The sequence below is a fragment of the Serratia ureilytica genome, from assembly GCF_013375155.1.
Lineage (GTDB): Bacteria > Pseudomonadota > Gammaproteobacteria > Enterobacterales > Enterobacteriaceae > Serratia > Serratia ureilytica.
Genome location: NZ_JABXOF010000001.1, coordinates 348,986 through 363,339 on the forward strand (window position 1 = coordinate 348,986; position 14,354 = coordinate 363,339).

The 14,354-nt window shown below is 49.8% G+C and carries 11 protein-coding genes; 8 read left to right on the plus strand and 3 right to left on the minus strand.

What is annotated here, in order from left to right; translation table 11 throughout:
- Positions 1-335: 335 nt before the first annotated feature.
- The 8 genes from HWW83_RS01745 (at position 336) to rfbD (ending at position 11,232) form a co-directional block, all read left to right on the plus strand.
- Positions 336-2,102: a type I secretion system permease/ATPase gene (locus tag HWW83_RS01745; RefSeq protein ID WP_033642470.1), complete on the plus strand. Its 1,767-nt coding sequence runs from the start codon at positions 336-338 to the stop codon at positions 2,100-2,102.
- A gap of 54 nt (positions 2,103-2,156) precedes the next feature.
- The gene (locus HWW83_RS01750; protein WP_033642471.1) at positions 2,157-3,488 is read left to right on the plus strand and encodes an HlyD family type I secretion periplasmic adaptor subunit; all 1,332 of its coding nucleotides are present in this window, start codon (positions 2,157-2,159) and stop codon (positions 3,486-3,488) included.
- Between the two features lie 2 nt (positions 3,489-3,490).
- A complete protein-coding gene (locus HWW83_RS01755; protein ID WP_046686724.1) occupies positions 3,491-4,867 on the plus strand; it encodes a TolC family outer membrane protein in 1,377 nt (458 codons plus the stop codon).
- Positions 4,868-5,141: 274 nt separating this feature from the next.
- Positions 5,142-6,566 (plus strand): mannose-1-phosphate guanylyltransferase/mannose-6-phosphate isomerase, encoded by a 1,425-nt coding sequence (locus HWW83_RS01760; RefSeq protein WP_046686725.1) that lies wholly within the window; start codon positions 5,142-5,144, stop codon positions 6,564-6,566.
- 14 nt (positions 6,567-6,580) lie between these two features.
- Positions 6,581-7,954 carry a phosphomannomutase CpsG gene (cpsG, locus tag HWW83_RS01765; protein ID WP_046686726.1) on the plus strand — a complete coding sequence of 458 codons (1,374 nt, stop codon included), beginning with the start codon at positions 6,581-6,583 and terminating at the stop codon, positions 7,952-7,954.
- A 190-nt stretch (positions 7,955-8,144) separates the two neighbouring features.
- Positions 8,145-9,158 carry a UDP-glucose 4-epimerase GalE gene (galE, locus tag HWW83_RS01770; RefSeq protein ID WP_033642475.1) on the plus strand — a complete coding sequence of 338 codons (1,014 nt, stop codon included), beginning with the start codon at positions 8,145-8,147 and terminating at the stop codon, positions 9,156-9,158.
- 662 nt (positions 9,159-9,820) lie between these two features.
- On the plus strand, positions 9,821-10,354 hold the full coding sequence (gene rfbC, locus HWW83_RS01775; protein WP_033642476.1) for a dTDP-4-dehydrorhamnose 3,5-epimerase: 534 nt from the start codon (positions 9,821-9,823) through the stop codon (positions 10,352-10,354).
- On the plus strand, positions 10,354-11,232 hold the full coding sequence (gene rfbD / locus HWW83_RS01780) for a dTDP-4-dehydrorhamnose reductase (protein WP_033642477.1): 879 nt from the start codon (positions 10,354-10,356) through the stop codon (positions 11,230-11,232). The genes rfbC and rfbD overlap by 1 nt, the downstream gene beginning before the upstream one ends.
- Before the next feature lie 88 nt (positions 11,233-11,320).
- Here the strand turns inward: rfbD and HWW83_RS01785 are convergent, their stop codons facing one another.
- From HWW83_RS01785 to wecB, 3 genes are read right to left on the minus strand one after another with little or no spacing between them, the layout of a single operon-like run.
- Complete coding sequence (locus HWW83_RS01785) at positions 11,321-12,145, minus strand: glycosyltransferase (protein ID WP_046686728.1); 825 nt, start codon at positions 12,143-12,145, stop codon at positions 11,321-11,323.
- Positions 12,126-13,211, minus strand: a complete 1,086-nt coding sequence (locus HWW83_RS01790; RefSeq protein WP_103101101.1) for a glycosyltransferase family protein — start codon at positions 13,209-13,211, stop codon at positions 12,126-12,128. Before HWW83_RS01790 ends, HWW83_RS01785 begins: the two co-directional genes overlap by 20 nt.
- Positions 13,208-14,320 (minus strand): non-hydrolyzing UDP-N-acetylglucosamine 2-epimerase, encoded by a 1,113-nt coding sequence (wecB, locus tag HWW83_RS01795; protein ID WP_046686730.1) that lies wholly within the window; start codon positions 14,318-14,320, stop codon positions 13,208-13,210. The genes HWW83_RS01790 and wecB overlap by 4 nt, the downstream gene beginning before the upstream one ends.
- Positions 14,321-14,354 lie beyond the last annotated feature (34 nt).

Genomic DNA, 14,354 nt, shown 5'->3' on the forward strand with positions numbered 1-14,354 from the left:
GTTAAATAATGCGGGGGCGTAATCCCCCGCATGTTTAATTTTGTGAGCGGCGTCATTCTCTCTAAGTTATTCCATTTCGTTATCTTCCCTTCTTGCTTTTATTTTCTCATATCGCATTGTTTTATTTGGCTTTTGTCAGGCGCGTTGATCGGCTTTTTTTTTATGGCCCACCTTGCCGGTTTTCACTTTCTCTACCTATAGTTAACGAAAGTATCTGCAGTCTCGGGCATTTCTTTGAGGTGAGCCTTCTCGGGATAATTCTTTTTTTAGGAATTTCTTTAGGGAGGGGGTCAATGCGGATTGGACTGACAGTGCACATGATGTAAGGGCAGAACGTGAATCAATTTATCCCGCGCAACGAAATTGCGGATGTTATACGTACACGCAGCAAAGTCTTCTGGACCGTTGGTATATTTACTGCGTTTATTAACCTGTTAATGCTGGTTCCTTCCATTTATATGCTCCAGGTTTACGACCGGGTGCTGCCTTCGCGCAATGAAATCACGCTGTTAATGCTGACGCTGATCATGCTGGGCATGTTCGGCATGATGTCGCTGTTGGAATACGTGCGCAGCATGGTGGTGATCCGCATCGGCAGCCAGCTGGATATGCGTCTCAACACGCGAGTCTATACCGCGGCCTACGAAGCGAATCTGAAAAACGGTTCGTCTGACGCCGGTCAGATGCTGAGCGATTTGACCAATCTGCGCCAATTCCTCACCGGTAGCGCGCTGTTCGCCTTCTTTGATGCGCCGTGGTTTCCGATCTATCTGTTGGTGATATTCCTCTTTAACCCTTGGTTGGGCCTTTTCGCCCTGGTCGGTGCGCTGTTGCTGATCGCATTGGCGGTAATCAATGAAGTGGTTTCGAAAAAGCCGCTGGGAGAAGCCAGCAAGCTGTCGATCATGTCAGGTAATTTGGCCAGCACCAATCTGCGAAATGCCGAAGTGATCGAGGCTTTGGGGATGTTGCCTAACCTGAAACGCCGGTGGTTCGGTCTGCACCAGCGGTTCTTGAACAGCCAACGCATCGCCAGCGAACGCGCATCGCGGGTCACGTCAATCACCAAGTTCGTGCGTATGTCGCTGCAGTCCTTAGTGTTGGGCCTGGGGGGATGGTTGGCGATTGATGGGCACATCACGCCCGGCATGATGATCGCCGGTTCTATATTGATGGGGCGAACGTTGGCGCCGATCGAGCAGGTCATTAACGTTTGGAAAAGCTATAGCGCGGCCAAACTTTCTTATGGCCGCTTGGTCAAGCTGCTGGAAACGCATCCGCAGCGTGGTACCGGCATGTCGCTGCCGCGTCCGGAAGGTGTGCTCTCCGTAGAAGGCGTGACCGCCACGCCTCCGGGATCGAAAGGGGATGCGGTGCTGCATAACGTAAGTTTTGCCATTCAACCCGGCGATGTGCTGGGGATTATCGGTCCGAGTGCGTCGGGCAAATCAACATTGGCGCGCTTACTGGTCGGTATTTGGCCTGTGAGCGAAGGGATAGTGCGGTTGGATAATGCCGACATCTACCAGTGGAACAAAGACGAACTGGGGCCCTATATCGGCTATCTGCCGCAGGACATCGAGTTGTTCGCCGGCACTATCGCCGAGAACATCGCTCGCTTTAACGACATCGATTCAGAGAAAGTGATTGAGGCTGCCAAGCTGGCTGGTGTGCATGAACTGATTCTGCGTTTCCCTAACGGTTACGATTCGGTGATCGGCAACGGTGGTGCAGGGTTGTCCGGCGGGCAGAAGCAACGTATCGGCTTGGCGCGGGCATTGTATGGCGATCCCGCGTTGGTAGTGTTGGATGAGCCTAACTCCAACCTGGATGATGCCGGCGAGAAAGCGTTGAACCAGGCCATCATGTTCCTTAAACAGCGTAATAAGACGGTGGTCCTGATCACTCACCGCACCAATCTGCTGTCGATGACCAGCAAGCTGTTGCTGTTGGTTAACGGGAACGTCAATGCATTCGGCCCAACGCAGCAGGTGCTGCAGGCGTTGGCGAATGCGCAAAAAGCGCAGGTGCCTCCGCAGGCGGTGCGTGCGGTGAACTCCGAGCCGGATGAAGGCGAAATCCCTAAAACTCAAATTAATTAAGCCGTGAACTTGCCCGGCGGCGCTTTTGCGTCGCCGACAGTCAAAGGAGTTGGTATGTCTACGCATATTGGCGAGCCGCAAGACTCGTATACTGAAGAGATCCCACAAGATGAACGGCGGTTTACCCGTATGGGGTGGCTGGTGGTCGGGATCGGTCTGTTCGGGTTTTTAGCCTGGGCGGCCTTTGCGCCGTTGGATAAAGGGGTGGCGTCGCCGGGATCGGTAACCGTTTCCGGCAACCGCAAAACGGTGCAGGCCCCGGCCAGCGGCATCATTAAGAATATTGCGGTCAGAGATGGCGACAAAGTGAAAGCCGGTGAGGTGCTGGTGCAGCTCAGCCAGGTGCAGGCTCAAGCTCAGGTTGATTCGCTGCGGGATCAGTACTACACCACGCTGGCGACAGAAGGGCGCTTGCTGGCAGAACGCGATGGGTTGAGCATAGTGACTTTCTCACCCATTTTGGACGCGGTGAAAGATAAACCTCGCGTGGCAGAAATCATTGCATTGCAAACGCAGCTGTTCGCCTCCCGCCGCCAAGCGCTGCAAAGTGAAATCGACGGCTATAAGCAGTCAATGGACGGAATCCGTTTCCAATTAAAAGGACTGCAGGATTCGCGCGGTAACAAACAGATCCAGCTTTCCAGCCTGCGTGAGCAGATGAACAGCATGAAGCAGTTGGCGGCGGACGGTTACCTACCGCGTAACCGTTACCTGGAAGTGCAGCGCCAGTTTGCCGAGGTAAATAGCAGCATTGATGAAACGGTGGGGCGGATTGGCCAATTGCAAAAGCAGTTGCTGGAATCACAGCAACGCATCGATCAGCGTTTCGCCGACTACCAGCGCGAAGTCAGAACGCAGCTGGCGCAAACTCAAATGGACGCCAGCGAATTCCGCAACAAGCTGCAAATGGCCGATTTCGATCTGGGCAACACCGCCATCACCTCACCGGTGGACGGCACCGTGGTTGGATTGAATATCTTCACTCAGGGGGGCGTCGTGGGAGCGGGTGACCACCTGATGGACGTTGTGCCCAGCCAGGCGACTTTGGTGGTGGATTCTCGCCTCAAAGTCGACCTGATCGATAAGGTGTACAACGGGTTGCCGGTGGATCTGATGTTTACCGCCTTCAACCAAAACAAAACCCCGAAAATTCCGGGAACCGTCACCTTGGTTTCCGCCGACCGCCTGGTCGACAAAGCCAATGGCGAACCTTACTACCAGATGCAGGTCACGGTCTCGCCGGAGGGCATGAAAATGCTCAGTGGCGAGGACATCAAGCCGGGGATGCCGGTGGAGGTGTTCGTGAAAACGGGGTCGCGCTCGCTGTTGAGCTATCTGTTTAAACCTATTTTGGATCGCGCTCATACTTCATTAACCGAGGAATAATTTTGATTCATTCAAAACGACAGGCTGCCGGTCTGGTTATCGGCACCCTTTTGTTTGCGATGTCTGCGCCGGTTTATTCGATAGGGATTTTAGACGCATATTCGCTGGCATTAGAAAAGGACCCGACCTTTCGGGCGGCTATAAAAGAGAAAGAAGCGGGAGATGAAAACGAAAATATCGGCAGGGCAGGGCTGCTGCCGAAGGTATCGCTGAACTACCAGAATTCGCCGCGCAACTGGCAAACTCAGAAGTACCCGCAAAGCGACTTTTTCGGCAATGTTTCGGAGGTTACCCGGCGGCAGCAATATCGCAGCTATTCCAGTTCGATCACGCTGACGCAGCCGCTGTTCGATTATGAAGCTTACGCCAGGTACAAAGCCGGCGTGGCGCAGACCATGATGTCGGACGAGCGCTATCGCGGTAAGTTGCTGGATTTGGCGGTGAGGGTGATTAACGCCTATGTCGAAGTGGCTTATTCCAAGGATCAAATCGCGTTGGCCGAAGCGCAAAAGGCGGCTTACAAGGAACAGCTGACTTTGAACGATCGCCTGATGAGCGCCGGTGAAGGTACCATTACCGACGTATCCGAAACTCAGGCGCGCTATAGCCTGGCTGAAGCACAGGTGATAGAAGCGCGCGATGCACTGGATGCCGCACAGCGTGAATTGGAAGTAATTATCGGCATGCCGCTGAACCAACTGGATGAATTGCAGGTCTTGCGGCCGGGTAAATTCAAAGTGGCGCCGTTAATCCCGTCCAAGTTCGAAGAGTGGCAAAAGATCGCGTTGGAGAACAACCCTGTATTGGCCGCCTCGCGTCATGGCGTGGATGCTGCTAAGTATGATGTCGAAAGGAACCGGGCTGGCTTTATGCCACAGGTTCAGCTGTATGCTTCGCATTCGGAAAACGACTCCAGCAGCGACAACACGGTTAACCAGAAATACCGTACTGACAGCATTGGCGTGCAGGTCAGCATGCCTATTTATTCCGGTGGCGGTGTTTCGGCATCGACCCGCCAGGCAGCGGCGCGTTACGGGCAAGCGATGTATGAAATGGATGCGCAAACGGGCACCACGCTCAACGATCTGCGCAAACAGTACAATTTGTGTATTAGCAGCAGCGCTAAAGTGGCGGCCTATGAACTGGCGGTTCAATCGGCGACGACCCAGGTGACGGCGACCCGGCAAAGCGTGCTGGCTGGGCAACGTGTCAACGTCGATGTGCTCAATGCCGAACAGCAGCTCTATAGCGCACAGCGCGATTTGGCCTCTGCTAAATACACTTATATCAAATCCTGGATCACCCTATTGAGTGACTCCGGCACGTTAGACGAGAAAGATGTACTGCGCGTGGCGCAGTATTTTACCCGCAGTCGATAACAACATATTCACTATGAGCATTAATCTGAAAGAGCAGCACTATGCTGCTCTTTTTTGCGTTAATACGTTATGTTATCGGCTGGTGGTTCCTTCGATATTTATGCTTGCCTGACTAATTTCTATACATAACTTTCTGTTAAGGAACGGTAGGTTAGAGGGATACATGCTTTTCGCAAAGTGTAACAATCGGTTAATAATTGTACGGTATTTAGTATGATGCTGCTGATACGTGGCGTCGTCCTTATAAGAATGATGACTGAGTAAAGGGTAGATAATGTCCAAACTAATTCCTGTGGTTATGGCCGGCGGTACTGGGAGTCGCTTGTGGCCGATGTCGCGAGAATCGTTTCCTAAACAGTTCTTATCTATTGATGACAGCGGCGTGAGCTTGCTGCAACAGACGTTACAGCGCTTGTCGGGTCTGACCGGTATCGAAGTTGCCGCTCCTTTGGTCATCTGTAACGAGGAACATCGCTTTTTGGTTGCAGAGCAATTACGAGGGATTGGGCAATTAGCGACCAATATTATTTTAGAGCCCGTGGGGCGTAATACCGCGCCGGCAGTGGCGCTGGCTGCTCATCTTGCTGCTGAAAAAGACGAGGGCAGCATGCTTTTGGTGCTGGCTGCAGACCATCTGATCACGAAAGTAGAGAATTTCCATGCGGCGATCCAGACGGCAATGTCTTTTGCCGACAACAATCAACTGGTCACGTTTGGCATCATTCCAGAGCATCCGGAAACCGGATACGGTTACATAAAACGCGGCAGTCACCTATCCAATGATTGCTTTAAGGTTGATTCATTCGTGGAAAAACCACGTTTAGAGAAAGCGATCGAATACCTTGCCAGTGGTGATTACAGCTGGAACAGCGGTATGTTCATGTTTAAGACGGCCAAGTTCTTGCAGGAATTGCAGCAGTTCAGTCCCGACATCTTCAGCACAACCCAGCAGTCTGTATCTAAAAGTCAACGCGACATGAATTTTATCCGGGTTGAACAAGATATCTTCAAACATTGCCCAAGTGATTCCATCGATTATGCGGTGATGGAAAAGACACATGATGCTGTTGTGATCCCTATTGATGCGGGATGGAGCGACGTCGGCTCTTGGTCCTCATTGTGGGAAGTGTCAGAAAAAGACCCGTTGGGCAATGTCAACGTGGGTGAGGTTATCTCGATCGACTCCAGTGACAACTACATTTCGTCTGAATCTGCGTTGGTCGCGACCATTGGATTGGAAAACCTTATCGTGGTTAATACCAATGATGCGCTGCTGATTGCTCACAAAGACAAAGTGCAGGATGTTAAGAAAGTGGTCGATGAGCTTAAAAAGCGCAATCTCCATCATTTTCGCCAGCACTCCACTGCCTACCGTCCTTGGGGCAAGATTTGTGACATTGACAGCGGTACGCACTTCCAGGTGAAGAAAATCATTGTACGGCCGGGGGAAGGACTTTCCGTGCAGAGACATCTCCATCGTGCTGAACATTGGGTAGTTGTGAGTGGGACAGCGAAAGTTAGCGTTGATGATAAAACGTTCTTCTTGTCGGAAAACCAGTCCACCTTTATCCCCGCGGGTAGTGTTCATACGTTGGAGAATCCGGGAAAAATCGATTTGGAAATGATCGAAGTCAGGTCGGGACACTATCTGGAAGAAGATGATATTGAACGTTTGCAAGATCGCTATGGCAGAGTTTAAGAAAGGGTTTGGCAATGCAAAAGTTAACGTGTTTTAAAGCTTATGACATTCGGGGAAAACTGGGTGAAGAGCTGAATGAGGACATCGCGTATCGTATTGGACGCGCCTACGGCGAGTTTTTGAAGCCCAGAAATATCGTGTTGGGAAGCGATGTGCGGTTAACCAGTGAAAGCCTGAAGCTGGCGTTGGCGAAAGGCTTGCAGGATGCGGGTACCGATGTTATCGACATCGGCTTAACCGGCACCGAAGAAATCTATTTTGCCACGACTTATTTGAAAACGGATGGTGGCGTGGAAGTGACCGCCAGCCATAACCCTATTGATTACAACGGCATGAAGTTGGTGCGTGAAGGATCCCGCCCAATTAGCGGCGATACCGGATTACGAGCGATCCAAGAACTGGCGGAGAAAAATCAGTTTCAGGCGCCGGCTGCAACGCGCGGTAGCTATGTTCGCCAGGACGTATTAGGGGCTTATGTAGAGCACATTCTGTCCTACGTCGACGTGAACAACTTCAAGCCATTGAAGCTAGTGATCAACTCGGGCAACGGTGCGGCAGGGCATGTGATCGATGCTATTGAGGCGCAATTGAAGGCGCGGGGTGTGCCGCTGGAGTTTATCAAGGTGCATCACCAGCCGGACGGCTCTTTCCCTAACGGTATTCCCAACCCATTGCTGCCTGAGTGTCGTGCGGATACCGCCGATGCGGTGCGTGAGCATGGCGCTGATATGGGCATTGCGTTCGACGGCGATTTCGATCGCTGCTTCCTGTTCGATGAAAAAGGCGATTTCATTGAGGGCTATTATATCGTCGGCTTGCTGGCGGAGGCCTTCTTGCAGAAACAGCCGGGCGCGAAGATCATCCACGATCCACGCCTGAGTTGGAACACCGTCGATGTGGTCACCGATGCCGGGGGCGTACCTGTGATGTCGAAAACCGGCCATGCTTTCATTAAAGAACGCATGCGTGCGGAAGACGCCATTTATGGTGGAGAGATGAGCGCTCACCACTATTTCCGTGATTTTGCTTATTGTGACAGTGGCATGATCCCATGGCTGCTGGTCGCTGAGCTGGTCAGTGTGAAGGGACAAACGCTGGGACAACTGGTACAGGATCGCATTGCCGCCTACCCGTCTTCCGGTGAGATCAATATCAAGCTGGCTCAGCCTGCCATGTCCATTGAAAGCGTTAAACAACACTATTTACCGCATGCCGATGAGGTGGACTACACCGATGGCATCAGCATGGCGTTCGCAGGCTGGCGTTTCAATCTGCGTTCTTCTAATACGGAACCGGTGGTGCGTCTTAATGTCGAATCGCGTGCCGATGTTGCGCTGATGCAAGAGAAAACTGACGAAATTTTGGCGCTGCTGGCCGCAGGAGCGTAATGTTTGTTTTGAAGGGTTGTGATAAGTCAGTGACGAGAGCGGTTTTACCGCTCTCGCTTCATGCCGTATTCAGAGAGCGGTATGATGTCTTTAGGGGAGGCGATGCAAGCCTGTTTAGGCGGCTTGGTAAGAGGCTTTCTTACAGAACGAAGAGATATTTTTCGGTACATCCGGAGTATAAGGGGTTGGAATGACAATTTTAGTCACCGGCGGCACGGGTTACATTGGTTCTCACACCGTTTTATCTCTGTTGGAACGAGGCGAAGATGTGGTGGTGTTGGACAATCTGTCGAACTCGTCTGCGGAATCGTTGCACCGTGTGGAAAAGCTGACGGGGAAAGCGGCGGTGTTCTATCAAGGCGATGTCCAGGATGAGGAATGCCTGCATCGGATCTTTGAAGCGCACCCGATTACGGCCGTCATTCACTTCGCTGGTCTTAAGGCGGTAGGGGAATCTACGCGTAAGCCGCTGGAATACTACCAGAATAACGTCACCGGAACACTGGTGTTGCTGGACGCTATGCGCCGTGCCCGCGTTCATGCGTTTATCTTCAGTTCGTCCGCCACCGTTTATGGTGCCAACTCGCCGGTGCCCTACGTCGAGACTACGCCAATCGGTGGCACGACCAGCCCTTATGGCACGTCTAAGCTGATGGTGGAGCAGATTCTGCAGGATTTTGCTAAGGCTGAGCCGCAATTTTCGATTATTGCTTTACGCTACTTTAACCCGGTTGGAGCCCATGAATCGGGCTTGATCGGCGAAGATCCGAACGGTATTCCCAATAACCTGCTGCCTTACATCTCGCAGGTAGCGATCGGTAAGTTAGATAAACTGGGGATTTTCGGTGGGGATTATCCGACGAAAGACGGTACGGGTGAGCGTGACTACATTCATGTCATGGATCTGGCCGAAGGCCATCTGAAAGCGATGGATCATCTGCCGAAGATCAATGGGTTTAAGGCCTACAACCTGGGGGCTGGCGTAGGGCATTCTGTACTGGCGATGGTTCAGGCGTTTGAGAAAGCGTCAGGCGTAACGATCCCCTATCAAATTTTGCCACGTCGCGAAGGCGATCTACCCGCGTTTTGGGCGAATGCCGATCTGGCTTACCAAGAGTTGGGGTGGAAAGTTAACCGGGGTCTCGATGACATGATGCGTGACACCTGGAATTGGCAGAAGAAAAACCCGCAGGGCTACCGTTAAGCATATCTGTTACCGGCGCTCAGAGAGGCGTTAGGCCAGCTGCAAGACAATCGAAAGCCAAGAGTGTGAGACTACCTATCGACGAGGGCTGATCACCCTCGTTTTTATGGGCTTTATCTGATAATAATCAGTACTTCCTTATGAAAAATCCGCGCTATCAGATTATACTGGTGCCATTGAAGATACTTTGTTGGGACGATATGTCGTTATGGCATAAAACCGCAGGGTATTGATGGTCACGGTATCTGGTGTGTGAATATGAGATGTTCCCTCCTGGAAATGCCTTGTTGAAGATCTGTTGAGAGAGACAAGAGCAGCGAGTATGTTAGCCTATCAGGCTTGTGAAGCGATAAACTCCACCATTTCTCTTACTTTGCATCAGTAAGGTACACTGAAGTTTTGCGCTAATGGTAGTGAGTATCAAGCCGTTGAGAGGAAGACGCTGTGGTTGGTCACGGATTTTATCAATCGTTTACCTCAAAATGATGCTTCCTGGCTCCCTTGTTTGCCTCTGTTCTCATGTTGTTAACAGGTGGCGATAAGGAGGATTAGGCTTTGTTTACGTTTTTCGCCATCGCGCCAATAAAGCTAAGATGTTGTAAGTGACTGTATTTTGCGAGAATTTTTGAGCACAAATTCTCGCGTCTTATGAGGTACGCAGAATGCAGGTTATCGATACTAAAATCGATGGAGTCAAAGTCATTCAACCAACGGTATTTAGTGATACTCGCGGTTTTTTTATGGAAACGTTCGAGAAGCGTCGCTTTCAAGACATGCTGGATATTGATTTGGACTTCGTCCAAGACAATTATTCACGCTCTTCTCGGGGGGTTTTGCGCGGACTGCACTATCAAGATATCAAGCCGCAAGGCAAGTTGGTTCGTGTGGTGCGAGGCGAAGTTTATGATGTTGCTGTAGATATTCGCCCAGACTCACCCACATTTGGCAAGTGGGAAGGCATTGTGCTATCGGAAGAGAACAAAACTCAGCTTTGGATCCCGCCAGGTTTGGCCCACGGTTTTGTCGTGCTCTCTGAGATCGCGGATTTTGAATATAAGTGCACGGATTACTATTCGCCAGAACATGAAAGGTGCCTGATGTGGAATGATCCCGATGTCGGCGTGGCCTGGCCTGTTCGGCACCCTGTTTTGTCGGAAAAGGACAAGAACGGCAAATTTCTCAGAGAACTGATTTAATGAGAGTTCTTTTAACCGGGGCTAAAGGGCAGGTCGGGCGCTGTTTTATCGATCGGGTACCCGCCGATTGGGTTATTTTAGCGGCCGACCGCAATACGATGGACATTTCCAAATTGGAGCAGGTTAAGGCCGTCGTCCAGGAGTTTAAACCGACGGCGATCATAAATGCTGCAGCCTATACTGCCGTTGATAAAGCGGAACAAGATTGCGAGGCTGCGTTGTTAGCCAACGTTGTGGGCCCAGCCAATTTGGCCTTGGTTGCAAAGGCAATGGATTGCCGACTGCTTCATATTTCTACAGATTATGTTTTTGATGGCCTGGGCAAGCTTCCCTACAATGAGTTGGCTGGTACCCGCCCACTGTGCATTTACGGGAAAACCAAGCGTGATGGCGAATTGGCCATCGTATCAGAAATGCAAGATGCGATAATTCTTCGCACTTCTTGGGTTTTCAGTGAATATGGCGAAAATTTCGTTAAAACCATGCTGAGGCTTGCTCGGCAACGTGAATCTCTTGATATCGTAGCCGATCAACGCGGTTGCCCGACATATGCGGGGGACATCGCAGACGCGATGATAAAAATGTTGCTTTGTGAGGTTCAGGGAGGGATTTATCACTTCTGCGGGGATGAAGAGGTCTGCTGGAGTGAGTTTGCGGAGCACATATTTAAAGTTGCTGCGGAGATGGGGGCGATTTCTCGCATGCCAAAGGTCAGTAAAATAACATCAGAACAATATGTGACTTTGGCTAAACGTCCTAAATATTCAACCTTGAGTTGCAATAAAATCAATGAGATAGGTATTCCTGCTTCCAATTGGCAGTCAGCCCTGGAATACGTGATTTCTCGATTGAGAAAAATGGGTTACTTACAAGAGTAATGTCGGCACCGTGTGGGTGAGCATGATGTATTTTGTTATTTTCATGCTCACCCGACAGTAATTGGCGCATAGCTTATTCGCTATGGAGTTACCAAATTTTCCAGCCGTGAATATTAAAGAAAGTAATCATTGAGCGTGAAAATAGCTTAATATGCGCCCAGCCTTTTCGCGCCGCATGGCCACCGTAATGCACGACTTTGACATCAGGGACATAGGCTATTCTGGTAATTTTTGCCGTACGGATGCTGAGATCGAAATCTTCGAAATAAAGAAAGAATTTAGGATTGAATCCGGATAATTCTTTCAGTACGCTGTAGCGGAAAAACATAAAGCAGCCACTCACGATAGGCGGATCGAAATAAACATCGTGAGGCGTTAGCGTATCAGCCATTTCATAGCGTCGAAGATAACTTTTGAAAAAACGCTTTCCTTTAACCGAGGCAAAGAAACGCAATAAATATACAAATACAGAAGGGTATCGCTTACACAAATATTGTGTTTCCCCGCTCCCCCAGGTTGCATACGGCGTAATTAAGCCACATTCAGGGTGAGCATCCATGAAGGAGAATGCATTCTCTAATGCATTTTTATCCATCTCTAAATCGGGGTTTAAAATAAGGGTGTATTTTGACTTAATAGCTAAGCTTAAATTATGTGACACTCCAAAGCCAGGATTGTCTGGTCGTGATATGTAATTTCCGGGAATAACGTCAAGGAACTCTTTAATTAGCGAAGTGACTGCAGGATCAGTAGTTGGCGAGTTATCAACAACCAATAAATAACAGTCGCGTGCTTTAAAAACGTTTGTCTCAACAAGTGCGGCAAGGGTTTTTCTTAAATCTACAAGATTCGGTTTGAAAATTACTAATGAGATTGTAAGAAATTTTTCATCTTCAATAGCCGGTAAAGACATGAGAGAATCGTCCACTCCATCTTGGGATGTCGTTTGGTTTTTTAGGTGAAGGAAAAACTAGCGTGTTGTCAGGTATAGTAATGCCTAGCGTTGTGTCAGAATTGTAGGCTTCTTCTTTGTGATGCCATAGCATCTCGCCAAATGGAGTCGATAGGATGGCTTTTCCTGCCAACCTGTATTCGTAGAACTTAACAGGATCGACATATTTAGTAATGTCGTTCTGCAAAAATGGAATAATCACATAATCAAATGTGGATATCTTTTTCATTACCTGGGGGTGTGGGATAGGGGGTTCCAGGATGATATTTTGAGGTAAGCTTTCCGGAATTCCGGTTTTTCTTGGCCCTACGAGGTTTATGATTGCTTCCGGATTTTTAGTGGCCAACTCGAACACCCACTTCCAGTCAAACCAGCTTGCGATTGTGCCGATATAGCCAAATGTGATTTTTTCATGCGATGCTTTCGGGATATGAATTTTTTGCATGTCATCTGAACACGCATTCAACACCAACTCAGTTTTGCTGGGGGCGATAGACGAAAATTTCTCAATTAAGGCATGACTTGAACAGAATATGCGGTCAACTTGTTGGGCGATTTCTTTTTCAAGATTAGCCGTGTTTTTCTTTGATAGGCCAGAATAAAACGAAGGGAAATCATCCATGGCGTCATACCACACTTGCCGCCATTTAAATTGCTTGATAAGCATGTTGGCCAGCAGACAGGGTTTGCCGATAACCAGAGTGGTATCTTCAGATATAAAATTCTTTATATCGTCAATGATTTTCTTTATTTTCCCTTGGTTGAGCAGCTTAAACAACGCAGGTATCGGCTCCACGGGGGCTACAAAACCCAACCGAGCCAGTTGCAGACCCTCTATCAAATCCAATCCTGCAGGTTCAGGGGCATGGCGGCCGGGGGTCAGATCGGCGAGGGTGGGAAAACGACTAGGATAAGGCTCAATCCACAAAAGTTCCTGGGTGGCATGGGTCAGCGCATATTTGGCGAAAAAATGAGGGCGCTGACTTATGCTCAACCAGGGAACAGCTGAAAGATAGACGATTTTCATTGGCATTGTTCAGTAAAGAAATTGCGGACGATACGGACGATACGCTGGCTGGACTCACCATCACCGTAAGGAGAGCTTCCTTTTGCCATTTTTTGATAGGCCTGAGGGCTATCAAGCAGCAAAGACGCTTCTCTTACGATGTCCGCTTGTTCCGTTCCGATTAATTTCACCACGCCTTCCGAGACGGCTTCTGGGCGCTCGGTATCGCGACGTAAGACCAAGACGGGTTTGCCCAAGGCCGGAGCTTCTTCTTGCACGCCGCCAGAGTCGGAAAGAATCAGGTAGGCATTCTTCATGGCGGCAACGAAAGGACCATAGTCAAATGGGCTGACCAGCTTAATTCTTTCGTGTTCTTTTAACAGACGATCCGTGACTTCGCGCACGTTTGGGTTGGGATGAACGGGGAAAAGAATATAGATATCACTATACTTTTCGATAAGTTCAAGAGCTGCGTTGCAGATATTGACAATAGGTTGGCCGAAGTTCTCTCTGCGATGAGAAGTGATAAGAAGCATCCGGGCGTCTTGGGGAATATCGACGCCGATATCAAACGTCTTTTGTGCGGTCGTCAGCAAGGCATCAATCACGGTGTTTCCCGTAACGTGAATATGCTCTGCAGGAATGCCTTCGCGCAAGAGGTTGCTTTTAGATACTTCAGTCGGAGCAAAATGCAAGCGTGCTAAATGTCCGGCAAGAATACGGTTTGCTTCTTCAGGAAAAGGTGAATAGAGGTCGTGTGTACGCAGCCCCGCCTCGAGATGAGCGAAAGGCACTTTCTTGTAGAAACAGGCCAGTGACGTCACGAAGACGGTCGTCGTATCGCCTTGTGCGATAACCAAATCCGGTGCTGCCTCTTCGAGAGTTCGGTCGATGCTGGTCATCAGGCGCGCGGTCAACTCTGGCAATGTTTGCCCAGGTGTCATGACATTAAGATCATAATCGGCTTCAATTTCGAAAAGTTGGAAAGCCTGATCCAACAGGTCTCGGTGTTGGGCCGTCGCCAATACGCAAACGTCGAATTCACCGGAGGCATGAAGTGCCTTGATCACCGGCGCCATTTTTATCGCTTCCGGACGAGTACCCACAACGCACATAATTTTCTTTAACATGGTTGTCTCAATAATTAATATCCCCATACTGACG